Raw genomic sequence first — 25,681 nt, 5'->3', positions numbered from 1 at the left:
TCAGAGCGTCACGAGGTCCGCGAGGCCGGAGAACACCGCGTCCCCGATGCCGGCCACGTCGAGCAACTGTTCGATGCTCGTGAACGGTCCATTCGTCTCGCGCCAATCGATGATGCGCTGTGCCAGCGCCGGGCCGATGCGCGGGAGCGTATCGAGCGCAGCGACGTCGGCGCTGTTCAGGTGCACGAGCCCGTCGGTCGCGCCCGGTGTGCCGGTGCCGCTGCCCGTCGCCGCCGGTGGAGGCACTTCGCCGACCACCGGCACCACCAACTGCTCACCGTCGACGAGCAGGCGCGCCAGGTTCACCCCGGCGGGATCTGCGTCGCCGGAGAAGCCGCCTGCCGCTGCGACGGCGTCGACCACGCGCGCGCCCGTCGCGAGTTCGACGAGACCCGGCTTCGCGACGGCGCCGAGCACGTGCACGAGCACCGGTGGCGCGCCGACGCCTGCCGCAGACGCACCGTCGTCGGCATCCGCGACGCCCTCGCCCGACGCCTCGATTCGGCCCTGCTCACCGCCACCCGCCGCGCTGAAGGACATGAGGGCCGCAACCGCGACTGCGGCGACGAAGAGCACGACCGCGGCTCCGACTGCAACGCGCACGCGAGGACCGTGTCGGCGCGCAGCAGGGTCGAGAGCAGCCAACGGATCGGGTACGTCGCTCGCGGGCATGCCCGCACGCTATTCGAGGCACGATCACGTCACGCGCTTTCTCGGTCGAGCGACGGACGCCGAGCGAGACGAGCGCCCTGTCGAGGAGGAGTCACGCCGCCCGCCAGCCCTTGGACCGTGACCCGCTACAGCGCCTCAGCCCATCCAGCCGGGTCATCCGTGCCCGGGATCGCCTGAATCGCTTGCCACAGGACCAGTACGTCGAGCCATCGGGTCTCGGCGGGCCCGAGCGGCCGCACCGACTCGTATCCGGCGCGCAGCGTGCGACGAACGGCTGCCGGTGTCGGCCGCCAGTCGGTGAACCGCGTGCTCAAGTAGACGCAGGCCTTGGCCAGGTCGTTCACCCGGTGGTCCCACACCAACTCGTCGAAGTCGAGCACTCCGACGATGCTCGATCCTCGTGTCAGGATGTTCGCCGCGCGAAAGTCGTTGTGCACAAGTTGAGTTTCGTCGTCCAACTCCGGCAGATCTGCCACCAGTTCGTTCAACCGGTGCGACGCCGTCGGCGCCAACCCCTGGTCGTGGTTCGCCAGCCAGCCCTCGATCCGCGCCTGCACCCCATCGACCTCAGTCGTCGTCAACGATCGATCGACCGGGTAGGCACGAAGTGCGTCGTGCAGCTCGGCCAGACTGGCTCCCGCGGCCCGCACCGCCGCGGCATCCTGCGCATCCAGCCAGTCGCCCGCCAATTCCGGCAGCACCGCGATCGACAACGCACCCAGCGGCCCGTCCAACAGCACCCGAACGCGCCCATCCAGCGCCGCAATCGGTGCCGCCACCGGCACGTTCTGCTCGCCGAGCACTCGCAACAACCGGGCCGACGCTTCCAGACTCGCGAACCGCTCCGGATCCCGCGACCACTTGATCACGAGGGAACCCCGGCTGCTCTCCACCCACACGATGGCGTTGTGGTCGCTGATCACCATCCGGCCGCAATCCACAACCGAGATCTCCCAGACCTCGTCCAGCACGTTGGAGACCCAGTCGATGACAGCGGTGAACCCATCGAACCCGAAGCGTTCCCGCAACGCCGCTTTCGGGTCGACCGGCTCCCACAACATCGACAACCCCGGCGGCAGCATTCGCCAATGGTAACGACACTGGGAGCGCCGTCGGGAATCCGAGGACGGAGATGACCGCGACGCAGCCGTTCTCTCGAACAGAGGCCGAGTGCGCTCTGAGTCGCTCCGCCCGTCAGCCCCTGGTCGCGATGTTGACCAGTCGCGGTGCACGCACGATGACGTTCACGATCTCGCGCTCACCCACGGCACGGGTCACTGCAGCGGATGCGCGGGCGAGGCCTTCGAGCTCGTCGCCCGAGATCTTCGGGGACACCTCAAGACGATCGCGCACCTTGCCGTCGACCTGCACGATGGCCGTCACCGACTCCTCGACGAGCAGTGCGGGATCGGCCTTGCGCCAGGGCACGAGCGCGACCGTCGGCTCGTAGCCGAGCCGCTGCCACATGTCTTCGGCGGCGTACGGAGCGAACAGGTCGAGGATCATCGCCGTGACCTCCGCTGCCTCGCGCACCGCGGCATCGCCGGCACCCGCGCCGGAGTCGATCGCCTTGCGTGTGGCGTTCACGAGCTCCATGAGTCGCGCGACGACGACGTTGAACTTGAACGCCTCGACGAGCCCGGGCGCATCGGCGAGCAGCCGGTGCGTGATGCGGCGCAAGGCCGGGTCTCCCGTCTTCCACTCGATGTCGGGGCTCGAGGTGACCTCGCCCGAGATGCGCCACGCCCGCGCGAGGAACTTCGCGGAACCGACCGGCGAGACATCCGCCCAGTCGACGTCGTCTTCGGGCGGGCCGGCGAACGCGAGCGTGACGCGCAGCGCGTCTGCGCCGTGCGCCTGCAGCTCGCTCGCGAACTCGACGAGGTTGCCCTTGGACTTCGACATCTTCGTGCCGTTCAGGATGACCATGCCCTGGTTCAGGAGCGAGGTGAACGGTTCGGTGAAGCTCAGGTACCCGAGGTCGAAGAGCACCTTCGTGATGAAGCGCGAATAGAGCAGGTGCAGGATGGCGTGCTCGACGCCGCCGACGTACTGGTCGACGGGCAGCCACTTCTCAGCCTCGGCCGGGTCGAAGGCGCGCTCGTCGTTGTTCGGGTCGAGGTAGCGCAGGTAGTACCAGGAACTGTCGACGAAGGTGTCCATCGTGTCGGAGTCGCGGCGCGCGGCACCGCCGCACTTCGGGCACGCGACATTGACCCAGTCCTCGGCCGCACCGAGCGGGCTCGCGCCCTTCGGCTTGAGGTCGAGCCCCGCTGAGTCCGGCAGGCGCACCGGCAGTTCCGACTCGGGCACCGGCACTTCGCCGCACGTCGGGCAATGGATGATCGGGATGGGCGTGCCCCAGTACCGCTGACGCGAGATCAGCCAGTCGCGAAGTCGGTAGTTCTTCGACGAACGCCCGAGACCGCGCTCCGTGAGGAGCTCGATGACCCGGCGAATCGCGTTGGACTTCGACAAGCCGTTGAGCGGACCCGAGTTCACGAGCCGGCCCTCGCCCGCGAGCGCGACACCTGTTGACGCCGGGTCGTCGGCCGGCAGGTCGTCAGGCAGGTAGGGGTCGCCGTTCTCGTCGAGCGGGATGACCGGGATCACGCCGGTCACGGGCGCGTTCGTATCGACGACCACTCGCACCGGCAGGCCGAAGGCGCGCGCGAAATCGAGGTCGCGCTGGTCGTGCGCCGGCACCGCCATGATCGCGCCATGACCGTAGTCGGCGAGCACGTAGTCGGCGGCCCAGATCGGCAGGCGCTCGCCGTTGACCGGGTTGATCGCGTAGCGCTCGAGGAAGACGCCCGTCTTCGGCCGGTCGGTCGAGAGGCGATCGATGTCGCTCTCGGCACGGACCGAGTCGAGGTAGTCCTGGAACCGGGTCTGCACTTCGGTGGATGCCCCGCCAGCGAGCTCGGCTGCGATCTCCGAGTCGGGCGCGACGACCATGAAGGTCGCGCCGTACAGGGTGTCGGGCCGAGTCGTGAAGACGCTGACCCGTGCATCGCGACCCTCGATCTCGAACTCGACATCGGCACCCGAGGATCGGCCGATCCAGTTTCGCTGCATCGAGAGCACCTTCGAGGGCCACGCGCCCTCGAGCTGGTTCAGGTCATCGAGCAGCCGGTCGGCATAGTCGGTGACGCGGAAGTACCACTGCGTGAGCGCCTTCTTCGTCACGACGAACCCGCAGCGCTCGCAGTGCCCGTCGATGACTTGCTCGTTGGCGAGCACCGTCTGGTCGTTGGGGCACCAGTTGACCTGACCGTCTTTGCGGTAGGCGATGCCCTTCTCGTAGAGCTTCAGGAACAGCCACTGGTTCCACTTGTAGTACTCGGGGTCGCTCGTGTGCAGCTCCCGTGACCAGTCGAACGACGGCGCATATTGGCGGAAGGCACGCTTCTGCTGTTCGATGTTCGCGTAGGTCCAGGCGCTCGGATCGACGCCGCGCTTGATCGCGGCGTTCTCGGCAGGAAGGCCGAATGAGTCCCAGCCCACGGGGTGCAGCACGTCGAAGCCCTGGTGCCGCCAGTAGCGCGCGACGGCGTCGCCGTAGCCGAACGCCTCGGCGTGACCCATGTGCAGGTCACCCGACGGGTAGGAGAACATGTCGAGGATGTACTTGCGCGGCCTCGTGTCACCCGGGCGTCCGGCACGGAACGGCTCGGACTCGTCCCACACGGGAAGCCACTTCGCCTGGATGGCGGCGAAGTCGTACGCGCCCGCATCGGCGTGTGCTGGGTCCTGGTCGTGTGCCACGTGACTCTCAATCGTGTATCGCTCGGGGGCTTCCGGGCGCGCCGCACCGCGGCGCACTCGAAGATCAAGCCTACTCACTCTGCGACCGGCAGATCCGCGCCCAGTACAGCGAGCAGCGCCCTCGCCTTGATGCGCGTCTCCTCGATCTCCTCGGCCGCGACCGACAACGCCGTGATGCCCCCTCCCGTGCCGACGCTCGCACCCTTCGGCGTCAGCACGATCGAGCGGATCACCATCGCGAGGTCGGCGCCGCCGTCGACCCCGAGATACCCGAACACCCCCGAGTACACGCCACGCGGCCCCGCTTCGAGCTCGTGCAGGATCGTCATCGCGCTGTGCTTCGGCGCTCCCGTCATCGAGCCGGCCGGGAACGCCGACTCGACCACATCGAGCGCAGTGAGCGGATGTCGCAACTGCGCGGTGACCGTCGAGACGAGCTGGTGCACGTGGGCGTACTCCTCCAAGTCGAGGAGCACCGGCACCTCGACGGTGCCGAGCTCGGCGACGCGTCCGAGGTCGTTGCGCATGAGGTCGACGATCATGAGGTTCTCGGCGCGTTCCTTCTCGCTCTCGACGAGGTCTCGACGCAGCGCCTCGTCGAGCACCGGGTCCGCGCTCCGCGGCCGGGTGCCCTTCATGGGCTTCGTCGAGACCGAGCCGCTCGATTCGACGCGCAGGAACTGCTCGGGCGAGGCGCTGAGCAGCGCGGTGTCGCCGAATCGCAGGTAACCGCCGTGGTGGCTCGGGCTCGTGCGGCGAAGCCGCAGGTAGGCCGCGAGTGGATCAGGGTGGACGTCGATGTCGATGCGATTGGTGAGACACAACTGATACGCGTCGCCGCGGGTGATCGCGGCTTGGCATGCCGCGATCAGGCGCGCGTAGTCGGCCGGGAGGTGGCGCCAGCGCGATGCGGGCCGTGCGGATGCCGGGGACGGCGGGGGTTCGGCTTCCGCGTTCGCCTCAGCGGGCAGCAGCGCGAATGCCTCGGCGACACGCTGCGCCCACTCCGACGCTGCGGCGGGGTCGCTTGTTTCGAGCCACTCGAGCCGCACCGAGCCGGCGGCATGGTCGAACACGATCGCACGATCAGCGAAGAGGAATGCAGCATCCGGCGTCTCTGCCCGATCGAACGGCAGGCCCGCTGTGCGGGTGCCGAACTCGTAACCGAACCATCCGATCCAGCCGAGTGGAGACGGCGAGGCGACCTCGGCACGGGCATCGACGACCTCACCGCCGAGCGCAGCGCCGAGTGCCGCATAGACCGTGGCGGGCGGGGCATCCCCCACGAGCAGCGTGCTGTCGCCATGCGCCCAGGCGATGATGCTCGAGCCGGCCTCCGCACCGGGGCCGCCGTCGAGCCACACGGCGGTGTGCGCCTCGGAGGCGAACGCACTGAAGACCTGCGCGGGGTCGCGCCAGCTCGCCAGCGCGAGGCTCCGGATGCGGCGGGGCATCCCCTCAGCCTAGGTCGACTGCCCGCCCGTCGCTGATCTCGATGCGACGATCGACCAGCGCGGGGTCGACGCCGGCGTGCGCGATGAGCACGACACTGCGTTCCGCTCCGGCCGCGCCGAGCATCTCGGTGAGCAGCGCGTCGGCCCGGTCGGGGTCGACGTTCGCGGTCGGCTCGTCGAGCACGAGCACCGGGAATCGGGCGAGCATCGCCCGCGCGAGGGCTATGCGCTGCGCCTGTCCTCCGGAGACGAGCGTGCCGCGTTCCCCCACCCGCGCGTCGAGGCCGCCGCGTTCGGCGACCCAATCGGCGAGACCGACCCGATCGAGCACGTCGATCAGCTCCTCGTCGCTCGCCGTCTCGCGTGCGAAGAGGAGGTTCTGCCTGATGTCCTCGTCGAAGAGCCACGGTCGCTGTTCGACGAGGCCGACGGTGCGCCGCACGTCGACGGGGTCGAGCGCTCGCGCCTCGACTCCGTCGAGCCGGTACGAACCGTGGTACTCGAGGAAGCGCACGAGGACGTGTGCGAGCGTCGTCTTGCCCGAGCCCGACTCGCCCTGCACGAGGAGCCGTTCCCCCGGCGCGAGCGTGAGATCGAGTCCGTCGAGGGCGGCGGGCCCTCCGGGCCACGACGCCCTGATCTCGCGGAGCTCGATCGCCGGCGGCCCCACGCGCGAACCTGCTCCCGCGTCGGACCGATCGGGCTGCCGTCGGCCATCGGGGAGCTCCGACCGAACCGCGAACGGAGCTGCCGGGGGGACGGGAATCTCCGGCGGCACCGAATCGGGTACGACGTCGGCGACCCGCGCCGCACTGACGCGCGCGACCCGCCAGGCGGCCAGCCCGATGGGGATGGCGCCGGCAACTTCGGCGATCGCGAGGGGCACGAGACAGAGCACCGCGAACTCGGGCCCGTCGATTCCGCCGGCTGCGAATATCGGCCAGGCCACGAGCAGGCTCGCGAGCGTTGCGAAGCCGCCGATGGCCGTCACGACCGCCGCAGCCGCACCGGCCGACGCCGTTCGGGTGCGGGTGGCTCGCTCGAGGTCTGCGCCGATCGCCCGGATGCGGGACCGGTCATCGCTCGCTGCGTCGAAGGCGACGAGCACGTCGAGCGCCTGGACGTGGTCGACGACCGCCGCCTGCAGCGCGCCGCGCAGAGGCGCGATCGAACGCTCGGCCCGGCCCGCTGCAGCGCGCTCGGCCAGGAGTGCGACGAGGAGTCCGATGACGAGAACCACGCCGACGGCTACGGCGGCCGCCGGTGCGAGCAATGCCAGCGCCGTGACCGCGGCGATGAGCACGAGCACCGCACTCACGACCGGCTGAACAGCCCGCAGGGTGACGTTCTGCAGTTCGTCGACATCGCCGACGAACCGCGAGAGCAGCTCACCGCGACGGCTGGTGCGCAGCCCGTCGGGTGCAAGCGGGAGCATCCGTTCGAAGATGCCCACCCTGATGCTCGCGAGCTGCCGGAACGAGGCGTCATGGCCGGTCAGACGCTCGAGGTAGCGGAACGTGGCGCGGCCGAGCGCGAACGCCCGGACCCCGACGATGCCGAGCTGGAGGTAGAGCACCGGCGGCTGTTCAGCCGCGCGCGCGATCAACCACGCCGAGCAGGCGAGCAGCGCGATCGTCGATGCGGCGGAGGCGACCCCGAGCAGCACCGGCAGCGCGAGCCGCTTGGGCCGCGGCACGGCGCGCCGCATCACCGAGCGTGTGCGATCAGACATGCGCCACCGCCGTGAGGGTCACGACGCGGTCGGCCGCGGCGAGGAGGGCCGGGCGGTGCGTGGCGACGACAACGGTGCGCCCCTGCGCCGCGATCTCCCGCAGATGTCGGACGAGTTCGGCCTCCCGCCGCTCGTCGAGTGCCGAACTCGGCTCGTCGAGCAACAGCAGCGACGCGCCGCGGGCGAGGAGGCGGTGCACCGCCCGGGCTGTCGCGACCCGTTGCGACTGGCCTCCGGACAACCCGGAACCGCCCGCCCCGAGTTCGAGCTCGGGGGCGACGTCGACGCCCCCGAGTCGGAGTGCCTCGCCGAGCAGCGCCTGGTCGGCGTCTTCGTCTCCGAGCCGCACGTTCGCCGCGACAGTTCCGGCGAGCAGCGTCGGCGTCTGTCCGGCCCAGGCGAGCCGGCCGCGATCAGACGGCCGCTCACCCGCGTCGAACGGGGCGCCGTCCAGTGTGACGCTCCCCGAAGCAGCAACGAAGCCGAGCAGCGCCCGGAGCACGCTCGACTTGCCGACGCCGCTCTCCCCGGCGAGGGCGAGGATCTCCCCCGGCCCCGCATCGAAGTCGAGCCCGCCGACGATCTCGCGATCGTCGAGGCGCACGCCGAGTCCCCGCACGTGCAGGCCCGCGCCGCCGGTCACGGGAGCGAACGACTCGTGCGCCTCCTGCTCCTCGTGCTCCGGGGCATCCGTAGCCTCGAAGAGGTCGAACGCATCTCGTGATGCCTCGACGCCCGCGGCGGATGCGTGGAATGCCGCTCCGACGTTTCGCAGTGGCAAGAAGACCTCGGGGGCGAGTACGAGCACGAGAAGCCCCGAAGCGAGCGTCATGTCACCGGCGACGAGCCGCAGGCCGATCGAGACGGCGACGAGCGCCACCGAGAGGCTGGCCGCGAGTTCGAGGGTGAAGCTCGAGAGGAAGGTGACGCGCAACACCTTCATGGTGTGCACGCGGTAGTCGTCGGTCACCTGACGGATCCGCCGGGTCTGCCGCTCGGCCCGGCCGTAGAGCATGAGCGTCGACAGGCCGCCGACGACCTCGAGGAAACCGCGCGAGAGGGACTGCAGGCTCGTCCACTGGCGACGCTGCACGGCCTCGGTCGCCAGACCGATGAGCGCCATGAAGACCGGGATGAGCGGGAGAACGATCACGAGGATCAGCCCCGACAGCCAGTCCGTGATCCAGACCGCCGCGATCAGGAGCGGCGTCGCGACGGCGGTGAGCACGAGCTGCGGCAGGTACCGCCCGAAGTACTCGTCGAGTGCGTCGAGTCCGGGGCCGAGCAACGTGGCGATGCGCGAGGTCGGGAATCCGGGCAGCCCGCCCGGGCGGCGCTCGATCCCGGCGAGCAGTTGCGTGCGCAACTCGCCCTTCACACGCATCGCACCGGCTGATCCGGTCCACTCCCAGAGCCAGGCGGCGAGGGTGCGAGCCGCGACCGCAGCGGCGAGGACGGTCAGTGGCGCAGTGGCATCCGCCCAGGCCGTTCCGCCGATGATCCCGGCGACGAGGGTCGCGAGCGCCCAGGCGAACGCGATGATCGCAAGCGCCTGGACCAACGCCAGCACGCCGCCCGCGAGCAGGAACCGGCGCGCCGCCCGCGAACGTCGCACGAGCCTCGGGTCGAGAGGTTTCACGTCAGTGCGCCGCCGCCTCGATGTGCGCGCGCATCACACGCTTGCGGAAGATCCAGTAGGTCCAGCCCTGGTACGCGAGGATGAGCGGAAGGAAGATCACCGCGGTCCACGTCATGACCGTGAGCGTGTACGGCGTCGACGAAGCGTAGGCGATCGTCAGGCTGTTCGCCGGATCGTTCGAGGCCGGCATGACGTCGGGGAAGAGCGAGGCGAACAGCGCGAACACGGCGGCCGCGATCGTGACGGCCATGAGTGTGAACGCCCACCCCTCGGCTCCGCGAACGTTCGCAACCCAGGAGCCGATGAGCGCGATCGCGGCGATGACAGCGAGGATCCAGAACCAGGTGGAGCCGAATGCGAAACCGGTCCACACGAGGAAGCACGCCGCGACGAGCACGGTGAGCGCACCGGCCCTCGTGGCGAGCCGCCGTGCCCGGTCGCGGATATCGCCGTCGGTCTTCAGTGCAACGAACACCACGCCGTGCGTGAAGAACAAGAGCAGTGTCGTCACTCCACCGAGCAGCGCGTACGGGTTCAGCAGGTCGAGGAAGCTGCCGATGTAGTTGTGGTCGGCATCGAGCGGCACGCCCTGCACGATGTTCGCGAACGCGACACCCCAGAGGAGCGCAGGCACCGCGCTGCCGACGATGATCATCCAGTCGAAGCGTCGCTTCCACGCCGCTTCGGGACGCTGGTGGCGGTACTCGAACGAGACACCGCGAGCGATGAGCGCGAGCAGGATCAGGAGGAGGGCGAGATAGAACCCGGAGAAAAGGGTCGCGTACCACTCGGGGAACGCCGCGAAGAGACAGGCGCCTGCGACGATCACCCAGGTCTCGTTGAGGTCCCACACTGGGCCGATCGTGTTGATCAGCACGCGACGGTCAGTCTCGTCCCTGCCGAGGAACGGCAGGGACATGCCGACGCCGAAGTCGAAGCCGTCGAGTACGAAGTAGCCGACGAAGAGGAAGGCGACGATCCAGAACCAGAGCACCGAGAGATCCATGTGCGCATTCCTCCTAATACACCGTGGTGGGTTGTTCGACGCGCCCGGTCTCGGGGTCGGGTTCCGCGAGTTCCGGCGGGCCCTTCTTGATCGCGCGGATGACGAGTTTGAACTCGACGACCGCCAGGGCGCCGTAGATCAGGGTGAAGGCGATGAGCGAGATGAGCACGTCGAGACCGGAGACGTTCGGAGACACCGCGGATTCGGTGAAGAGCTGGCTGAAGACGATCCAGGGCTGCCGGCCCATCTCGGTGAAGACCCAGCCGAAGATCATCGCGGCGAGCGAGAGCGGGAAGCTCCAGACCGCGGCCTTCCACACCCATGCCTGCTTCGGCATACGACCCTTGCGGGTGAGCCACAAGCCGACGAGGGCGACGAAGATGTGCAGCAACCCGAGGCCCATCATCCAACGGAACGACCAGTACGTCACCCAGAGGATCGGCGCGTAGTCGCCGGGTCCGAAGAGCAGTTGATACTGGGCCTGGAGGTCGTTGATGCCCTCGACGCATCCGTCGAAGCTGTGCGTCGAGAGGAGCGACAGCAGGTACGGCACTCGAATCGAGAAGAGCTCGCTCGATCCATCGGGTGTGCCGAGCGTGAAGAGCGAGAACGAGGCATCCGCGCCGCAGACCGTGTTGAATGCGGCTTCGGCTGCGGCCATCTTCATCGGCTGCGTTGCGACCATCGCGAGGCTCAACTGGTCGCCGAACACGACCGTGAGCACGCCCGCAACCACCATCGTCCAGAGGCCGAACTTCAGCGCAGGCCGCATCGTGTCAAGATGCTGATTGCGCGCAAGGTGCCATGCGGCAGCCGAGATGATGAGGCCGGCGCCGACCATGAAGCTCGCTGCGATCGTGTGCGGGAAGGCGGCGAGCGCCACGGGGTTCGTCAGGAGCGCCCAGATGTCGACGAGCTCGGCACGCCCGCGCTCTTCGTTCAACTGGAAGCCGACCGGGTTCTGCATGAACGCATTCGCGGCGAGGATGAAGTACGCCGACAGGATCGTGCCGACCGCGACGATCCAGATGCTCGCGAGATGCAAGGCCCTCGGCAGGCGATTCCAACCAAAGATCCAGATGCCGATGAAGGTCGCTTCGAGGAAGAACGCGAGCAGTCCTTCGAGGGCGAGCGGTGCGCCGAAGACGTCGCCGACGAATCGCGAGTACTCCGACCAGTTCATGCCGAACTGGAACTCCTGCACGATGCCCGTCACGACGCCCATGGCGAAGTTGATGAGGAAGATCGTGCCGAAGAAGCGCGTGATGCGCAGGAATTCGAGCTTGCCGGTCCGGTACCACGCGGTCTGGAAGATGGCCGCCGACGTCGCGAGGCCGATCGTGATCGGAACGAAGAGGAAGTGGTAGACGGTCGTGAGCCCGAACTGCCATCGGGCGAGGAGCAGCGGGTCGAGCAGCTCGTTCAAGGATGCCCCTTTCACACGCGATCGCAAGCGACCATCGTTTGTTCTACATCGCGTAGAACTCTCTTCTACAGAGCGTAGAACATTTCGCTCGCGGACGGTAGTCTGGAGGCATGGCGAGTCTCGGCGAACTGGAGCGCTCCGTGATGGAGGTGCTGTGGTCGCGCGACACCGCGCTCACGGCCAATGATCTTCGCGACTCGCTCGCGCTCCGCGATGGCGAGCCCGGCCGCGCCGTCGCCACGACGACGGTGCTCACGGTGCTGTCGCGCCTCGAGCGCAAGGGCTTCGTGACCCGCGCACGCGACACCCGGCCGCATCGCTACCGAGCCCTCCTGACCCGCGAAGAGCACACCGCAGAGCTCATGCACGAGGTGCTCGATCGCTCGAGCGACCGCGACGCGGCCCTCGCTCGTTTCGTCGGCACCGTGAGCGCCGGCGAGGCCGCCACGCTGCGACGGCTCCTCGACGAGCTCTCCAAATCCTGACCATGCTCGCCGTCGCTGCACTGCTCGGCGGGTTCGCGCTCCTGCTCGCCTGGCCCATTCCAGTCGTGCTCTCCCGGGCAGCCTGGCCCTCCCGATCACCCGCGATCGCACTCGCCCTGTGGCAGGCCATCGCCCTCGGCGGCGGGCTTTCGATGATCGGCAGCCTGCTGATCTTCGGCGCCTCCCCGGCGGGTTCGCTGCTCGCCGCGGCAGGCGAACTCCTCCCGCACCTGTTCGCCGGGCCGATCCCACCATCATTCGGGGTGGCGCACATCGCCGCCCTCGCCCTCGCCGCGGGCCTCACCCTGCACCTCGCGCTCAACCTGGCGCTCACCGCCGTGCGCGCCGAACGTGAGCGCCGCCGCCAGCACCAGCTCATCGACATCCTCGGCGATCCGATGCCCGGCGAACCGCGCACTCGGGTGCTCGCCCATCCCCTGCCACTCGCATACTGCGTGCCCGGCATCCGCACAGCCACCGTGCTCACCGAGGGCCTGATCGACGCGCTCGACGAGTCGGAGCTGCGCGCCGTCATCGCCCACGAGCGCGCGCATCTCGATCAGTTGCATCACCTCGTGCTGCTCGCGTTCCGCGCCTGGCACAGCGCACTCCCCTGGTTCCCGATCGCCAACCGCGCCGAGCGCTCGGTCGCGCTGCTCGCAGAGATGCTCGCCGACGATCAGGCACGGCGAGCAGCGGGCGACGACGCACTCCGCCGGGCGATGCTGCAGGTCGGCAGCGGCGGCGAACCCGGGACCTACGCCGAGTCCGGCGGCGTGATCCCCGACGCCGAGATGCTCGAGGCACGGCTGTCCCGCCTCGGCGAGACCGACCGGCAGCCGAGTGTCGCGCTCCGGGGCCTGGTGGTCGTGGTGGCAGCGGCGATCATCGCGATTCCGATCGTGTCGCTGCTCGCCACTCTCGGCCCGTTCTCGTAACACCGGCCGCGCACACACTGCGGAGCGTTCCGTCGACCCCGACCACGGTACGGGTTCCGGCGACCCGGAATCAGCCCGCAGACTGATGCGACGGCGCGGCGGCCCTCGCTACGCTCGAACGATGAACGAGATCCTCGACTGGATCCTCGACACCGTCCAGGCTGTCGACCCGATCGCACGCACCCTGCTCGCCGGGCTCGGGATGCTCCTCGAGACCTCGGTGCTGATCGGCCTCGTCGTACCCGGCGACACGATCGTGATCGTGGCGTCGACGGCCGTCGACGGGCTCGGCGAGTACTTCGCCCTCACGATCACCGTCATCGTCGGCGCCCTCGTCGGCGAGAGCATCGGCTTCGCCCTCGGTCGCTGGTTCGGGCCGCACATCCACCACTCGTGGGTGGGGCGCAAGATCGGCGACGAGAACTGGGATCGCGCCCAGCGCTATCTCGAGCGCCGCGGCGGACCAGCGGTGTTCATCTCCCGCTTCCTGCCCGTCTTGCACTCGCTCATCCCGCTCACGGTGGGCATGAGCTCGATGCGCTACCGGCGCTTCATGGCCTGGACGGTTCCGGCGAGCGTCATCTGGGCCTTCGCCTATGTCACCGTCGGCTGGCTGGCGGCGGGGAGCTACCGCGAGCTCAGCCGCGAACTGCACTGGGCCGGCTACCTGTTCGTCGGAGTCATCGCCGTATTCCTGATCGCAGCTTGGGGCGTGAAGAAGCTCTTGGTGCGTTCCGAGTCGAAGCACATGGGGGCCACGACGAAGGATGCTATGGGGCCCATCGACGATTCGGCGGCGCCCATCGACGGCGAAGGGCCGGATGCCGCAGCATCCGACCCCTCGAATCTCGACGCGAATCGCTAGAAGAGGGCCTTCTCGGCCAGCCAGTTCTTCGCGATCTCGTCGGCCGATTGCTGTTCGTTGACGCTCAGCGAGTTGAGCGCGACGAGGTCTTCGGGGGTGAGTGCGGCGCTTACGGTGTTGAGCACCTCCGCGATCTCGTCGGTCACCTTCTCGCTGACGACGGGCACGACGTTCGACGCCAGGAAGAGACCTTCGGGGTCTTCGAGGGTCACGAGGTCGTTGGCCTTGATGTTCGGGTCGGCGCTGTAGATGTTCACGAGCTGCACCTGATCGTCGATGAGTGCCTTGAGGGTCAGCGGGCCGCCGCTGTCTTCGATCGGCGTGAACCCGACCTCGACGCCGTACACCTCTTTCAGCCCTTCGGGACCGTAGGGACGCGTCTCCAGCTCGGAGTTGCCGCCGAGCGTCAACGGAGTCGTCACCTTCGCGAGATCGGCCAGGCTCGTCACGCCATTGGCCTCGGAGAACTCCTTGGTGACGTTGTACGAATCCTGATCGGTCGCCGGCGACTGGTCGAGCACCCGGAGGCCCTCGGGCAGCGACGTCTCGAGCTCGGCGTAGACGTCGTCGCTCGTCGTGGCGGTGGTGTCGGGCACGTAGAACTGGAGGAGGTTACCCGTGTACTCGGGGAAGACGTCGATCTCCCCGCTCTCGATCTCGGGGATGTACACCTCGCGCTGTCCGATGCGGAGCTGCCGGTCGACCGTGTAGCCGTTCTCCTCGAGCGCCTGCGCGTAGATCTCGGCGATGATCTCGTTGGAGTAGTAGTCCTGCGAGCCGACGACGATCGTCTCGGACGAAGCGTCGCCGCCTCCCGATCCGCTGTCCAGCGGGTCGCCCGACGCGCACCCTGCCAGGGCCACTGTCGCCCCGACCGCGACTGCTGCCAGGGCAGCGAGCCGGCCTTTTCCTGCTGTGTTCATTCTCGATTCCCTTCGATGATGGGTTGCCCCACGACCGCTCGAGGCCGGGTCGGCCGCGAGCGGAGCTCTCTGGTTCGCGTCGCACGCACGCCGGCGGGCACCACGAGTCGTTGCGTGATCGCGAAGATGCCGTCGACGATGAGGGCGAGGAGGATGACGAGGATCGAGCCGCCGAGCATTTCGGCGTAGTCGCGCGTTTTGAGCCCGGCGAAGATGAACCGGCCGAGTCCGTCATCGGCGATGTAGGCGGCGAGCGTCGCCGTCGCGATGATCTGCAGCGTCGCCGAGCGGATGCCGCCCACGATGATCGGCATGCCGAGCGGCACCTCGACCTTGCCGATGAGTTGCGATTCGCGCATGCCCATGGCGCGCGCCGCGTCGATGGTGCGCCGATCGACGGACTCGAATCCGGCGTAGGCGCCCGCGAGCAGCGGCGGGATGGCGAGAATCACGAGGGCGATGATCGGAGCGCCGAGACCGATGCCGATCCAGAGGCCGAAGAGCGTCAGCACGCCGAGGGTCGGCAACGCTCGGAGCCCGCCCGAGACTCTGACTGCGAGCTCTCGACCCTTGCCGGTGTGTCCGATGAACGCTCCGATGGGCAGTGCGATCACCGAGGCGATGACGAGCACGACGGCCGAGATCCACACGTGCTCCCAGAGGCGCTGTGGAATGCTGCCGACGCCGACCCAATTCGCCGGGTCGAGGATCCAGCCGATGCCGTCGAGGATGAAGTTCATGCGGCGTCCGCCTGCTTCACGAGCGCGGCCGACGAGGTGCGGGACCTCGCTGTTTCGGTGCGCGACCACGGCATGAGCAGCCGGCCGGCGACCACGCAGAGCCAATCGAGCACGAGGGCGACCACGATCGTCGCGACGATGCCGGTGAAGATCTCGATCTGGATGTCGCGTTGGAAACCGTCGGTGAAGAGCGTGCCGAGGCTCCGCACGCCGATCACCGCACCCACCGTCGCAAGGCTCACGGTGCTGACCACGACGACCCGAAGCCCCGACAGCAGCACGGGGCCGGCCAGCGGCAGCTCGACGCCCCAGAACCGGCCGGCCGGCGAATACCCGACCGCGGTGGCCGACTGGCGGGTGTCGCGATCGACCGAGTCGAACGCATCGGCCGAGGTGCGCACGATGACGGCCACACCGTAGAGCGTCAAGGCGATCACGAGGTTGACCGGCGAACGCAGCACGAGACCGGTGAGCGCCGGCAGGGCGATGAAGAGCGCGAGCGACGGAATCGCGTAGAGCAGCGCGCAGAGCGCGAGCAACACCCCCCGCGACCATCGGTAGCGGTGGGCGACCCAGCCGATCGGCACGGAGACCACGAAGCTCAGTATGATCGCGGGCACCGACAATGCGAGGTGCGTGAGCGTCAGCTCGCCGACCAGGTCGAGATTCGACCAGAGCCAGTTCACGAGGCGAGCACTCCAGCCGGGCGACCGTCGGCGTCGACGACGAGCCGGCGCCCATCGACCTCGGTCAGGTGCAGGGCACGTTTGCCGCGGTTCGCGCCGACGAAGTCCGCGACGAACTCGTCGGCCGGGTTCGCGAGGATCTCGGCCGGAGACGCCGCCTGCGAGATCTGGCCGCCGTGCTGCATGATCACGACCTGGTCGCCGAGGAGGAACGCCTCGTCGATGTCGTGGGTCACGAAGACGACGGTCTTGCCGAGCTCGCCCTGCAGGCGCAGCAACTCCTGCTGCAGCTCGGCGCGCACGATCGGGTCGACCGCACCGAACGGCTCGTCCATCAGCAGGATGTTCGGGTCGACCGCGAGGCCGCGGGCGACGCCCACCCGTTGCTGCTGCCCACCCGAGAGCTGACTCGGGTACTTGTCGGCGAGCGAGCGATCGAGTCCGACCGTATCGAGCAGTTCGAGTGCGTGCGCGTGCGCCTCGCGCTTCTTCTCACCGCGCAGCAGCGGCACCGTCGCGACGTTGTCGATCACCTTGCGATGCGGCAGCAGACCGGAGTTCTGCATGACGTAGCCGATGCCGCGGCGAAGGGAGACGGGATCGAGGGTCGCGACATCCGTTCCGTCGATGAGCACTTGGCCCGAAGTCGGGTCGACCATTCGGTTGATCATTCGCAGGAGCGTCGTCTTGCCCGACCCCGAGGACCCGACGAGCACCGTCGTCTTGCGCGGCGGGATGACGATGTCCACTCCCGCCACCGCGACCGTGCCGTCGGGGAACTGCTTCGTGACGCCTCGGAACTCGATCATGCTGCCTCATCCCTGGCCCGGCGTTCGCCCGGCGCGGTTTCAAGCCAAACACCATTCGGGCGGAGAGGCAACGCACGCGCCCCGGTGCACGTCAGGCGGCGCTGCTGGCGGCGCGGGCTTCTCCGAGGTGTTCAGCGAGATAATCGTGCACGAGGCGCTTCGCCTCGGTGAGGTAGCGCTCGTCGCCGGCCGCCGCGCGCTCGAAGGCGCGGCTGATGAGCGCGTCGCCGAGTTCGATCGCCACACCGAGTCGGAACCGGAGCTCCGTCTGGTCGGCATCGCCGCCGAACTCGGCATCGATCACCCGTGCCATGCGGTGGGCGAACTCGGGCTCGACATCGTCGTCGGCGATCTCGCGCTGCGCCGCGTGCACGACACTGAAACCGGGTTCGTCGCGGTACATCGCAGCGCAGGCGTCGAGCGCCACGTCGACGACTTGCCACCAGCTTGCGAGTTCGGTGCGCGCCAGGTCGTCGGCGACCCGTTCCCGGAATCGCCTGATCGAACGCTCGCGCAGTGCGTGCAGCACCGCGACACGGTCGGGGAAATAGCGGTAGACCGTGCCGATCGACGCTCCGGCCCGTTCGGCGACCATCTGCGTGGTCAGCCGCTCGAAGCCCGACTCGTCGACGATCTCGGCGGCGGCATCGAGTAGCGCGTCGAGTCGCTGCGTACTGCGTCGCTGCGTCGGTTCGGTGCGGATCGAGCGCCTCCGGCTCGGATCGGCCCCCAGGATCAGGTCGACATTCGGCACGGAACCTCCTCAGGTGCGCGTCCACTCTACCGGGAGCCGCGTGCGCGCTCCGACCACCCGCGGCCGCGTTTCGCGGCGCGACACCCCCGCATGACAGACTGAGTGGATGCCGGCGAGCTCCCCCCTTCCGGCCGGATCCCGAGAGCGCCAGGTCCGGCATCGTGCTGCGCGCCTCGAAGACTGGGCCCACGAGATCCGCGAACGCTGGGCGCGACGCCGGGGACATGTTCCCACCGTGGTGCCCTACACCGGATACGGCTCGACCCAGTGGGTGCGTGTGTTCTGCCGCGTCCTGCTCAGTCGCCCGGTCGACCCGAACGAGCGGTCCAAGCGTCGACGCCGCCGGGGTGAACAGGGCATTCGCGGATGGCGCAGCTTCACGAGCGTGCCCGTCGGCGACGTGCCCGTGGTCATCGAGGTCGCCGGTCAACGGGTCGAGGTTCTCGCCGACCGTGGCGGGGTCGTCGACACGAAGGTGCCGGTGTCGCTCGAACCGGGCTGGCATCGTGTGACCCTCCGCACCGAAGGATCCGAGGTCGTCGAAGCGCCCATCTGGATCGTCGGCCCCGATGTCGGCTTCGGCATCATCTCCGATGTCGACGACACCGTGATGGTCACTGCACTCCCCCGGCCGTTCGTTGCATTCTGGAACACCTTCGTGCTCGACGAGCACGCGCGCATCCCAACGCCCGGCATGGCGGTGCTTTTCGAACGACTCGTCAGGTCGCATCCGGGCTCGCCCGTCATCTATCTCTCGACGGGCGCTTGGAACGTCGCCCCGACGCTGACACGATTCCTGTCGCGCAATCTCTATCCCGCGGGCCCGTTGCTGCTCACCGACTGGGGTCCGACGCACGACCGCTGGTTCCGAAGCGGCCGCGAACACAAAGAAGAGAACCTGCGACGCCTCGCAGACGAGTTCCCCGAGATGCGCTGGCTGCTGATCGGCGACGACGGCCAGCACGATGAGGAGCTCTACGAGCGCTTCGCGGCGGAGCATCCTGGCCGGGTGGCCGCCATCGCGATCCGGCGCCTCTCGAAGGGCGAGGCGGTGCTCGCGGGCGGTCGTACCAAAGGCGAGCAGCACGCTGCGGGTGTGCCGTGGGTGTCGGCGAGCGACGGATCGACGATCGCCGACAAGCTCGCCGAGATCGGCGTGCTCTAGTGCAGTGACCTGCGGCGCCTAGACGCGTGCAGCGAGGGCGTTGCGGCGGTCGCGTGCGAACCTCGCGAGCCCGCGGTTCACCTGGCGCGCCCAGAGCGGCCCGCGGTAGATGAACGCTGAATAGCCCTGCACCAGAGTGGCGCCGGCGTCCAGCCGGTCTTGCACGTCGGCCGCGGTCTCGACACCGCCGACCGAGACGACGCAGAGTTCAGCAGGCACCTGCCCGCGAATGACCCGCAGCACCTCGAGCGAGCGGGCCGCAAGTGGAGCGCCCGAGAGCCCCCCTGCCCCGATGGCATCGATGACGGATGCCGCCGCGCGCAGGCCTGCGCGGGAGATGGTCGTGTTCGTCGCGATGATGCCGTCGAGCCCGAGCCGTTGCACGAGTTCGCAGATGCGCACGATCTCCGAGTCGGCGAGGTCGGGAGCGATCTTGACGAGCAGCGGGGTGTCTCCTGAGGCCGCACGCACAGACTCGAGCAGTGGGGCGAGCGAGTCGATCTCCTGCAAGCCTCGGAGTCCGGGGGTGTTCGGCGAGCTGACGTTGACCACGAGGTAATCGGCGAAGGGCGCGAGCACGCGGGCGCTCCGCTCGTAGTCGGCGACGGCGTCTTCGACCTCGGTGACCCGGCTCTTGCCGATGTTCACGCCAAGCACCGGGCGATCGCGGCGGCGTGACAGCCGCGAGAGGCGACCCGCCGCGGCATCCGCCCCGCCGTTGTTGAATCCCATGCGGTTCACGAGGGCGCGATCGCCGACGAGGCGGAAGAGCCTCGGCCGGGGGTTACCGGGCTGGGCGATCGCGGTGATGGTGCCCACCTCGACGTGCCCGAATCCCAACTGGCCGAGACCACGCACGGCGAGGCCGTCTTTGTCGAAGCCGGCCGCGACGCCGAACGGCGACGGGAATCGGAGGCCGAGCGTCTCGACGACGAGCGACGGATCGGGCGCGGTCATCCGCTCGACGAGTTTTCCGAACCCCAGGGTGGGCAGCGCACGGATTACCCGGAATGCGAGGTGATGGGCGTCTTCAGGGTCCATGCGAGACAGGAAGACGGAGAAGAGAAGTCGATACATGCCGCACTCAGGCTATCGGAGTGCGAGCAACCGACCGACGTCACTCGACTGGACGAGCCGGAAGCCGGCCGTGCTCCTCGCGAAGCTGTTCGATCGCCGATTCGAAATCATCGAGCGAATCGAAGGCCTGGTAGACGCTCGCGAATCGCAAGTACGCGACCTCGTCGAGCTCCCTGAGCGGGGGCAGAATGGCGAGGCCGATGTCGTTCGCTTCGAGCTGCGACGCGCCGGTGGAGCGGATGGTCTCCTCGACCTTCTGCGCGAGCATCGCGAGATCGGAATCCGTCACAGGGCGACCCTGACAGGCCTTCCGCACACCGAGCACGACCTTCTCTCGACTGAATGGCTCGACGACGCCGGAACGCTTGATGACGACGAGGCTCGCGGTCTCGGTGGTCGAGAACCGGCGTCCGCACTCGGGGCACTGGCGTCGGCGTCGAATCGAGAGTCCGTCATCGCTCGTGCGCGAGTCGATGACGCGGGAATCGGGGTGGCGGCAGAACGGACAGTACATGGTGCCCCAAGCCTAGCGGCGGCGGTTCGCGCGTGCTCCCCGCTGGGCCGCCCGACCGCGAACGTCAGCGCACTCGTCTCATCGTTCGAAGCGCGCCGAGACCGCTTCCCCGTGTGCAGGCAAATCTTCTTCGGCCGAGAGTGCAGCGATGACGGGAGCGACCACGCGAAGTGCCGCCTCGTCGTACCGCACGACCTGCTGCGGCCGCAGGAACGTCGCCGCGGAGAGCCCCGACGCATACCGCGCCTGACCACCGGTCGGCAGCACGTGATTCGAGCCGGCCGCGTAGTCACCCAGGCTGACGGGTGAGAACGCGCCCACGAAGATCGCGCCCGCGTTCTCGATGCGTGCGAGCGTGGCATCCGCGTCACGCACCTGGATCTCGAGGTGCTCGGGACCGAAGGCGTTCGCGAAGTCTGCGGCCTGCTCGAGATCGTCGACGAGCACGAGTGCCGACTGCGCACCATCGATCGCCTGGCGCACGCGCACGCTGTGTCTGGTGGCGTTCGCCCGAACCTCGAGGCGCTCGCTCACGCGCGCCGCGAACTCGGGCGAGTCGGTCACCAGTACGGCTGCTGCGAGCTCGTCGTGCTCGGCCTGACTCAGGAGATCGGCCGCAACGAACTCAGGGTCGGCGCTGTCGTCGGCGATGACGAGGATGTCGGTGGGACCGGCCTCGGCGTCGATGCCGGTGACGCCCTGCACGAGGCGCTTGGCCGCTGCCACGTAGACGTTGCCGGGCCCGGTGACACGCTGCACGGGCTCGAGGCCGATGCCCTCGACGCCGTACGCGAATGCACCGATCGCCCCGGCGCCGCCCATGGCGTAGACCTCGGTGATGCCGAGGAGCGCCGCGATGCCGACGATCGTCGGGTGGATGCGCCCACCGAACGCGGACTGGGCTGGGGATGCGAGCGCGATCGAGCGAACCCCGGCGACCTGTGCCGGCACGACGTTCATGATCACGCTCGACGGGTACACGGCCTTGCCGCCCGGCACGTAGAGACCGACTCGGGCGACGGGCTGCCAGCGCTGCTCGACGACGGCACCGGCCGCGAGCTCGGTCGTCTGCGGTGCCGGCACCTGCGCCTCGCTCGCAGCGCGCACCCGATCGATCGTCTGGAGCGCCGCCGAGCGGATCTCGGGGGTGAGCCCGTCGAGCGCTGCGGCGAGTTCATCGGCCGGCACTCGCACCGCCGTGGGCCGAACGCCGTCGAACCGTTCGGCCTGGTCGAGCAGTGCCGCCTCGCCACGCTCGCGCACCTCGTCGATGATCGAACGAGTGGCGTCGAGCGCCGCCGAGACGTCGGTCGCGGACCGCGGCACGAGAGCGAGAAGCCCTGCGGTCGTCGGACGGGTTCCACGGAGATCGATGGTGCGCAGCATGATCATTCCAGCCTACGCGTCGGGCAGGCGACGCCGCTTTCGTCAGGCGGCGAACGTCACACGAGGCAGTTCGGGCCGAGCAGGCTCTTCAGCTCGCCGTACAGGTCAGCGGTCACCTTGACCGGGTACTGCCCGACCTCGAAGACACGACCGACGCGGCCCTTCGTCAGCGTGATCCGAACCTCGGTCTCCCCGCGATGACGCACGAGCACGTCTCGGAGCGCCTCGGTCGTCTCTTGCGTCGCCCGTTGGTCGGGCAGCGTGATCTTCACGATGCCCGATTCTTCGTCCTGACCGATTTCGGGCGTCAGCACACTGTAGGCATGCAGGTTCAGGCCGTCGTCACGCATGCTGACGCGCCCGCGCACGACCACGATCGAATCGGCCTGCAGGCCGGGAGCGAACTCCTGGTAGGCCTTGCCCATGAACATCACCGTGATCTCGCCCGAGAAGTCCTCGACCGTGATCATGCCGTACTGGTTGCCCGAGGCCTTCGCGATGCGGTGCTGAACGCTCGTGACGAGACCCGCGACCGTGACGGTGTCGGCATCCTGCGTCGAATCCGAGGTCATCAGATCGGTGATGGTGGTCGACGCATGCTTCGCGAGTGGAGCCTCGAGTCCCGCAAGCGGGTGGTCGGACACGTAGAGCCCCAGCATCTCGCGCTCGAAGGCCAGCTTCTGCTTCTTCGGCCATTCGGGACGCGCAGGCACGAGCGACGGCGCGGCATCCCGCTCGTCGTCGTCGAAGAGGCTGTCGAAGTCGAAGCCGAAGTCGCCGACCTCTTCGGCACGCTTCTCCTTGACGACCGACTCGACCGCGCCCTCGTGGATCTCGACGAGCGAGCGACGCGTGTGTCCGAGCGAGTCGAACGCGCCCGCCTTCGCGAGCGACTCGACCGTGCGCTTGTTCGCCACCGGTAGCGGCGACTTCTTCAGGAAGTCGTGGAAGGACTCGAACCGGCCCTTCGTCTCGCGTGCACTGCGGATCGCTTCGACCACGTTGAAACCGACGTTACGGACCGCGCCGAGTCCGAATCGGATGTCCTCGCCGACGGCGGCGAAGTACCCGATCGACTCGTTGACGTCGGGCGGAAGCACCTTGATGCCCATGCGCCGGCACTCGTTGAGGTAGAGGGCGAGCTTGTCGCGCGCATCACCGACACTCGTGAGCAGTGCCGCCATGTACTCGGCCGGGTAGTGCGCCTTGAGGTACGCCGTCCAATAGCTCAGCACGCCGTAGGCGGCAGAGTGAGCCTTGTTGAACGCGTAGTCCGAGAACGGGAGCAGAATCTCCCAGAGCTTCTGGATTGCGGCATCGGAATAGCCGTTGGCCTTCATGCCTCCCGAGAAGCCCTCGTACTGCTTGTCGAGCTCGGACTTCTTCTTCTTACCCATCGCGCGGCGGAGGATGTCGGCCTGACCGAGCGAGAACCCGGCGACCTTCTGCGCGATCGCCATGACCTGCTCCTGATAGATGATCAGGCCGTAGCTCGTGTCGAGGATCTCCCGGAGCGACTCCTCGAACTCGGGGTGGATCGGGGTGATCTCCTGCAGGTCGTTCTTGCGCAGCGCGTAGTTGATGTGCGAGTTCGCGCCCATGGGCCCCGGCCGGTAGAGCGCGATGACGGCGGAGATGTCTTCGAAATTATCGGGCTTCATCTGGCGCAGGAGCGACCGCATCGGCCCGCCGTCGAGCTGGAACACCCCGAGCGTGTCACCCCTCGCCAGCAGGTCGTAAGCGCCCTGGTCGTCGAGCGCGAGGTCTTCGAGCACCGGGCGGTGGCCACGGTTGGCCTCGATGTTGTCGAGGGCGTCGTCGATGATCGTGAGGTTGCGCAGCCCCAGGAAGTCCATCTTGATGAGGCCGAGGGCTTCGCACGCGGGGTAGTCGAACTGGGTGACGATCTGACCGTCTTGTTCGCGCTTCATGATCGGGATGATGTCGGCGAGCGGATCGCTCGACATGATCACGCCGGCCGCGTGCACACCCCACTGGCGCTTCAGGTTCTCGAGGCCGAGTGCCGTCTCGAAGACGGTCTTCGCCTCGGGGTCGGTCTCGACGATGGCCCGGATATCAGAGGCCTCTTTGTACCGCGGGTGCTTCGTATCGAAGATGCCGGTGAGCGGGATGTCTTTGCCCATGACCGCGGGCGGCATCGCCTTCGTGAGCTTCTCGCCCATCGAGAACGGGAAGCCGAGTACGCGGCCCGAGTCTTTGAGCGCCTGCTTCGCCTTGATCGTGCCGTACGTCACGATCTGGGCGACCCGCTCGTCGCCGTATTTCTCGGTCACGTACTTGATGACCTCACCGCGTCGACGCTCGTCGAAGTCGACGTCGAAGTCGGGCATCGAGACGCGATCGGGGTTCAGGAACCGCTCGAAGATGAGGCCGTGCTGCAGGGGGTCGAGGTCGGTGATGCGCATCGCATACGCCGCCATCGAGCCGGCACCCGAACCTCGGCCCGGGCCAACCCGGATGCCGTTGTTCTTCGACCAATTGATGAAGTCGGCCACGACGAGGAAGTAGCCGGGGAAGCCCATCTGCAGGATGACGCCGACCTCGTAGTCGGCCTGCGTGCGCACCTCGGCCGGGATGCCGTTGGGGTAGCGCACGGCCAGTCCGCGGTCGACCTCTTTGACGAACCAGGTGTCTTCGCTCTCCCCGTCGGGCACCGGGAAGCGCGGCATGTAGTTGGCGTTGGTGTTGAACTGCACATCGCAACGTTCGGCGATGAGCAGGGTGTTGTCGCACGCCTCGGGGTAGTCGCGGAAGACGTGCCGCATCTCGGCCGCGGTCTTCAGGTAGAACTCGTCGGCGTCGAACTTGAACCGGTTGGGGTCGTCGAGAGTCGAGCCCGATTGCACGCAGAGCAGGGCCGCGTGACTCTTGGCGTCGTCGGCGTGCGTGTAATGCAGGTCGTTCGTGGCGACGAGCGGCAGGCCCAGATCTTTCGCGAGCCGGTGCAGGTCTTCCATGATGCGGCGTTCGATGCCGAGACCGTGGTCCATGATCTCGGCGAAGTAGTTCTCTTTGCCGAAGATGTCGCGGAAGTCGGATGCCGCCTTCACCGCTTCGTCGTACTGGCCGAGCCGCAGCCGGGTCTGCACTTCGCCCGAGGGGCATCCGGTCGTGGCGATGAGTCCCTTCGAGTACATCGACAGCAGCTCGCGGTCCATGCGGGGCTTGAAGTAGTAGCCCTCGATCGACGCCCGGCTCGAGAGACGGAAGAGGTTGTGCATGCCCTCGGTCGTCTCAGACAGCAACGTCATGTGCGTGTAGGCGCCCGAGCCCGAGACGTCGTCGCCGCCCCCGCTGCCCCACCGGATACGTGTCTTGTCGCCGCGCGCGGTGCCCGGCGTGATGTACGCCTCGGTGCCGATGATCGGCTTGATGCCGGCGTCGGTCGCCTGCTTCCAGAAGTCGTAGGCGCCGAACACGTTGCCGTGGTCGGTGATCGCAACGGCGGGCATGTCCTCGTTCTTCGCCGCCTGGATGAGCTCCCCCACCCGGGCTGCACCGTCGAGCATCGAGTACTCGCTGTGCACATGCAGGTGGGCGAAGGAATCGGCGGCCACTGGGCTCCTCATCGTGTATGGCGAGTGTGTTTCGGGGGTCCTTGAAGTCTACGGCGACCGGGTG

The 25,681-nt window shown here is 68.2% G+C and carries 21 protein-coding genes; 4 read left to right on the top strand and 17 right to left on the bottom strand.

The features are described 5' to 3' along the window. The 8 genes from AC1C2R_RS15400 to AC1C2R_RS15365 all read right to left on the bottom strand — a co-directional run bounded on the left by AC1C2R_RS15400 (nt 1) and on the right by AC1C2R_RS15365 (nt 11,697). Complete coding sequence (locus AC1C2R_RS15400; RefSeq protein ID WP_495380539.1) at nt 1–672, bottom strand: ComEA family DNA-binding protein; 672 nt, start codon at nt 670–672, stop codon at nt 1–3. 125 nt (nt 673–797) lie between these two features. After that, nucleotides 798–1,754, bottom strand: a complete 957-nt coding sequence (locus AC1C2R_RS15395) for a phosphotransferase enzyme family protein (RefSeq protein WP_495359810.1) — start codon at nt 1,752–1,754, stop codon at nt 798–800. A 112-nt stretch (nt 1,755–1,866) separates the two neighbouring features. Beyond that, the gene (leuS, locus tag AC1C2R_RS15390; protein ID WP_495380538.1) at nt 1,867–4,440 is read right to left on the bottom strand and encodes a leucine--tRNA ligase; all 2,574 of its coding nucleotides are present in this window, start codon (nt 4,438–4,440) and stop codon (nt 1,867–1,869) included. A 74-nt stretch (nt 4,441–4,514) separates the two neighbouring features. After that, nucleotides 4,515–5,894 carry an aminodeoxychorismate synthase component I gene (gene pabB / locus AC1C2R_RS15385; RefSeq protein ID WP_495380537.1) on the bottom strand — a complete coding sequence of 460 codons (1,380 nt, stop codon included), beginning with the start codon at nt 5,892–5,894 and terminating at the stop codon, nt 4,515–4,517. Between the two features lie 4 nt (nt 5,895–5,898). Further along, the gene (gene cydC / locus AC1C2R_RS15380; protein WP_495380536.1) at nt 5,899–7,626 is read right to left on the bottom strand and encodes a thiol reductant ABC exporter subunit CydC; all 1,728 of its coding nucleotides are present in this window, start codon (nt 7,624–7,626) and stop codon (nt 5,899–5,901) included. Next, complete coding sequence (cydD, locus tag AC1C2R_RS15375) at nt 7,619–9,265, bottom strand: thiol reductant ABC exporter subunit CydD (protein WP_495380535.1); 1,647 nt, start codon at nt 9,263–9,265, stop codon at nt 7,619–7,621. Before cydD ends, cydC begins: the two co-directional genes overlap by 8 nt. Before the next feature lies 1 nt (nt 9,266). After that, complete coding sequence (gene cydB, locus AC1C2R_RS15370; protein WP_495380534.1) at nt 9,267–10,271, bottom strand: cytochrome d ubiquinol oxidase subunit II; 1,005 nt, start codon at nt 10,269–10,271, stop codon at nt 9,267–9,269. A 13-nt stretch (nt 10,272–10,284) separates the two neighbouring features. Further along, complete coding sequence (locus tag AC1C2R_RS15365) at nt 10,285–11,697, bottom strand: cytochrome ubiquinol oxidase subunit I (protein ID WP_495380533.1); 1,413 nt, start codon at nt 11,695–11,697, stop codon at nt 10,285–10,287. A gap of 110 nt (nt 11,698–11,807) precedes the next feature. On the opposite strand from AC1C2R_RS15365, the gene AC1C2R_RS15360 reads away from it, so the two are divergent. The 3 genes from AC1C2R_RS15360 to AC1C2R_RS15350 all read left to right on the top strand — a co-directional run bounded on the left by AC1C2R_RS15360 (nt 11,808) and on the right by AC1C2R_RS15350 (nt 13,985). Then, nucleotides 11,808–12,182 carry a BlaI/MecI/CopY family transcriptional regulator gene (locus AC1C2R_RS15360; RefSeq protein ID WP_495380532.1) on the top strand — a complete coding sequence of 125 codons (375 nt, stop codon included), beginning with the start codon at nt 11,808–11,810 and terminating at the stop codon, nt 12,180–12,182. 2 nt (nt 12,183–12,184) lie between these two features. Next, a complete protein-coding gene (locus AC1C2R_RS15355; protein WP_495380531.1) occupies nt 12,185–13,120 on the top strand; it encodes a M56 family metallopeptidase in 936 nt (311 codons plus the stop codon). A 121-nt stretch (nt 13,121–13,241) separates the two neighbouring features. Next, a complete protein-coding gene (locus AC1C2R_RS15350) occupies nt 13,242–13,985 on the top strand; it encodes a DedA family protein (RefSeq protein WP_495380530.1) in 744 nt (247 codons plus the stop codon). Here AC1C2R_RS15350 and AC1C2R_RS15345 read toward each other — a convergent pair. From AC1C2R_RS15345 to AC1C2R_RS15325, 5 genes are all read right to left on the bottom strand, one after another. Beyond that, nucleotides 13,982–14,908 carry an ABC transporter substrate-binding protein gene (locus tag AC1C2R_RS15345; protein WP_495354230.1) on the bottom strand — a complete coding sequence of 309 codons (927 nt, stop codon included), beginning with the start codon at nt 14,906–14,908 and terminating at the stop codon, nt 13,982–13,984. The two genes, AC1C2R_RS15350 and AC1C2R_RS15345, sit on opposite strands and share 4 nt — an antisense overlap. Beyond that, nucleotides 14,905–15,648: an ABC transporter permease gene (locus AC1C2R_RS15340; protein ID WP_495354231.1), complete on the bottom strand. Its 744-nt coding sequence runs from the start codon at nt 15,646–15,648 to the stop codon at nt 14,905–14,907. The genes AC1C2R_RS15345 and AC1C2R_RS15340 overlap by 4 nt, the downstream gene beginning before the upstream one ends. After that, nucleotides 15,645–16,334: an ABC transporter permease gene (locus tag AC1C2R_RS15335; protein ID WP_495354232.1), complete on the bottom strand. Its 690-nt coding sequence runs from the start codon at nt 16,332–16,334 to the stop codon at nt 15,645–15,647. The genes AC1C2R_RS15340 and AC1C2R_RS15335 overlap by 4 nt, the downstream gene beginning before the upstream one ends. Continuing rightward, a complete protein-coding gene (locus tag AC1C2R_RS15330; protein ID WP_495354233.1) occupies nt 16,331–17,143 on the bottom strand; it encodes an ABC transporter ATP-binding protein in 813 nt (270 codons plus the stop codon). Before AC1C2R_RS15330 ends, AC1C2R_RS15335 begins: the two co-directional genes overlap by 4 nt. Before the next feature lie 91 nt (nt 17,144–17,234). Beyond that, nucleotides 17,235–17,897 (bottom strand): TetR/AcrR family transcriptional regulator, encoded by a 663-nt coding sequence (locus AC1C2R_RS15325; RefSeq protein WP_495380529.1) that lies wholly within the window; start codon nt 17,895–17,897, stop codon nt 17,235–17,237. A 106-nt stretch (nt 17,898–18,003) separates the two neighbouring features. Here AC1C2R_RS15325 and AC1C2R_RS15320 point away from each other — a divergent pair, with 106 nt between their 5' ends. Next, nucleotides 18,004–19,062, top strand: coding sequence for an App1 family protein phosphatidate phosphatase (locus AC1C2R_RS15320; RefSeq protein ID WP_495354235.1), 1,059 nt, complete (start codon nt 18,004–18,006; stop codon nt 19,060–19,062). Nucleotides 19,063–19,080: 18 nt separating this feature from the next. Here AC1C2R_RS15320 and AC1C2R_RS15315 read toward each other — a convergent pair whose 3' ends face one another. From AC1C2R_RS15315 to dnaE, 4 genes are all read right to left on the bottom strand, one after another. Beyond that, on the bottom strand, nt 19,081–20,139 hold the full coding sequence (locus AC1C2R_RS15315) for a quinone-dependent dihydroorotate dehydrogenase (RefSeq protein WP_495354236.1): 1,059 nt from the start codon (nt 20,137–20,139) through the stop codon (nt 19,081–19,083). A 40-nt stretch (nt 20,140–20,179) separates the two neighbouring features. Next, the gene (gene nrdR, locus AC1C2R_RS15310) at nt 20,180–20,653 is read right to left on the bottom strand and encodes a transcriptional regulator NrdR (RefSeq protein ID WP_495354237.1); all 474 of its coding nucleotides are present in this window, start codon (nt 20,651–20,653) and stop codon (nt 20,180–20,182) included. A gap of 78 nt (nt 20,654–20,731) precedes the next feature. Then, entirely contained in the window at nt 20,732–22,039 is a 1,308-nt protein-coding gene (hisD, locus tag AC1C2R_RS15305; RefSeq protein WP_495354238.1) for a histidinol dehydrogenase, read from the bottom strand. Nucleotides 22,040–22,095: 56 nt separating this feature from the next. Continuing rightward, nucleotides 22,096–25,629 (bottom strand): DNA polymerase III subunit alpha, encoded by a 3,534-nt coding sequence (gene dnaE / locus AC1C2R_RS15300; RefSeq protein ID WP_495380528.1) that lies wholly within the window; start codon nt 25,627–25,629, stop codon nt 22,096–22,098. Nucleotides 25,630–25,681 lie beyond the last annotated feature (52 nt).

The sequence above is a fragment of the Agromyces sp. Y182 genome (assembly GCF_059445385.1).
The sequence above is the reverse complement of the archived record's forward strand: the minus strand, read 5'-3'. Positions and strand labels throughout refer to the sequence as shown.

Coding starts and splice junctions, on each gene's coding strand:
- AC1C2R_RS15400 (WP_495380539.1), bottom strand. CDS start 672: ATGCCCGCGAGCGACGTACCCGATCCGTTGGCTGCTCTCGACCCTGCT.
- AC1C2R_RS15395 (WP_495359810.1), bottom strand. CDS start 1,754: ATGCTGCCGCCGGGGTTGTCGATGTTGTGGGAGCCGGTCGACCCGAAA.
- pabB (WP_495380537.1), bottom strand. CDS start 5,894: ATGCCCCGCCGCATCCGGAGCCTCGCGCTGGCGAGCTGGCGCGACCCC.
- cydC (WP_495380536.1), bottom strand. CDS start 7,626: ATGTCTGATCGCACACGCTCGGTGATGCGGCGCGCCGTGCCGCGGCCC.
- cydB (WP_495380534.1), bottom strand. CDS start 10,271: ATGGATCTCTCGGTGCTCTGGTTCTGGATCGTCGCCTTCCTCTTCGTC.
- AC1C2R_RS15360 (WP_495380532.1), top strand. CDS start 11,808: ATGGCGAGTCTCGGCGAACTGGAGCGCTCCGTGATGGAGGTGCTGTGG.
- AC1C2R_RS15355 (WP_495380531.1), top strand. CDS start 12,185: ATGCTCGCCGTCGCTGCACTGCTCGGCGGGTTCGCGCTCCTGCTCGCC.
- AC1C2R_RS15350 (WP_495380530.1), top strand. CDS start 13,242: ATGAACGAGATCCTCGACTGGATCCTCGACACCGTCCAGGCTGTCGAC.
- AC1C2R_RS15345 (WP_495354230.1), bottom strand. CDS start 14,908: ATGAACACAGCAGGAAAAGGCCGGCTCGCTGCCCTGGCAGCAGTCGCG.
- AC1C2R_RS15340 (WP_495354231.1), bottom strand. CDS start 15,648: ATGAACTTCATCCTCGACGGCATCGGCTGGATCCTCGACCCGGCGAAT.
- AC1C2R_RS15330 (WP_495354233.1), bottom strand. CDS start 17,143: ATGATCGAGTTCCGAGGCGTCACGAAGCAGTTCCCCGACGGCACGGTC.
- AC1C2R_RS15320 (WP_495354235.1), top strand. CDS start 18,004: ATGCCGGCGAGCTCCCCCCTTCCGGCCGGATCCCGAGAGCGCCAGGTC.
- AC1C2R_RS15315 (WP_495354236.1), bottom strand. CDS start 20,139: ATGTATCGACTTCTCTTCTCCGTCTTCCTGTCTCGCATGGACCCTGAA.
- nrdR (WP_495354237.1), bottom strand. CDS start 20,653: ATGTACTGTCCGTTCTGCCGCCACCCCGATTCCCGCGTCATCGACTCG.
- hisD (WP_495354238.1), bottom strand. CDS start 22,039: ATGCTGCGCACCATCGATCTCCGTGGAACCCGTCCGACGACCGCAGGG.
- dnaE (WP_495380528.1), bottom strand. CDS start 25,629: ATGAGGAGCCCAGTGGCCGCCGATTCCTTCGCCCACCTGCATGTGCAC.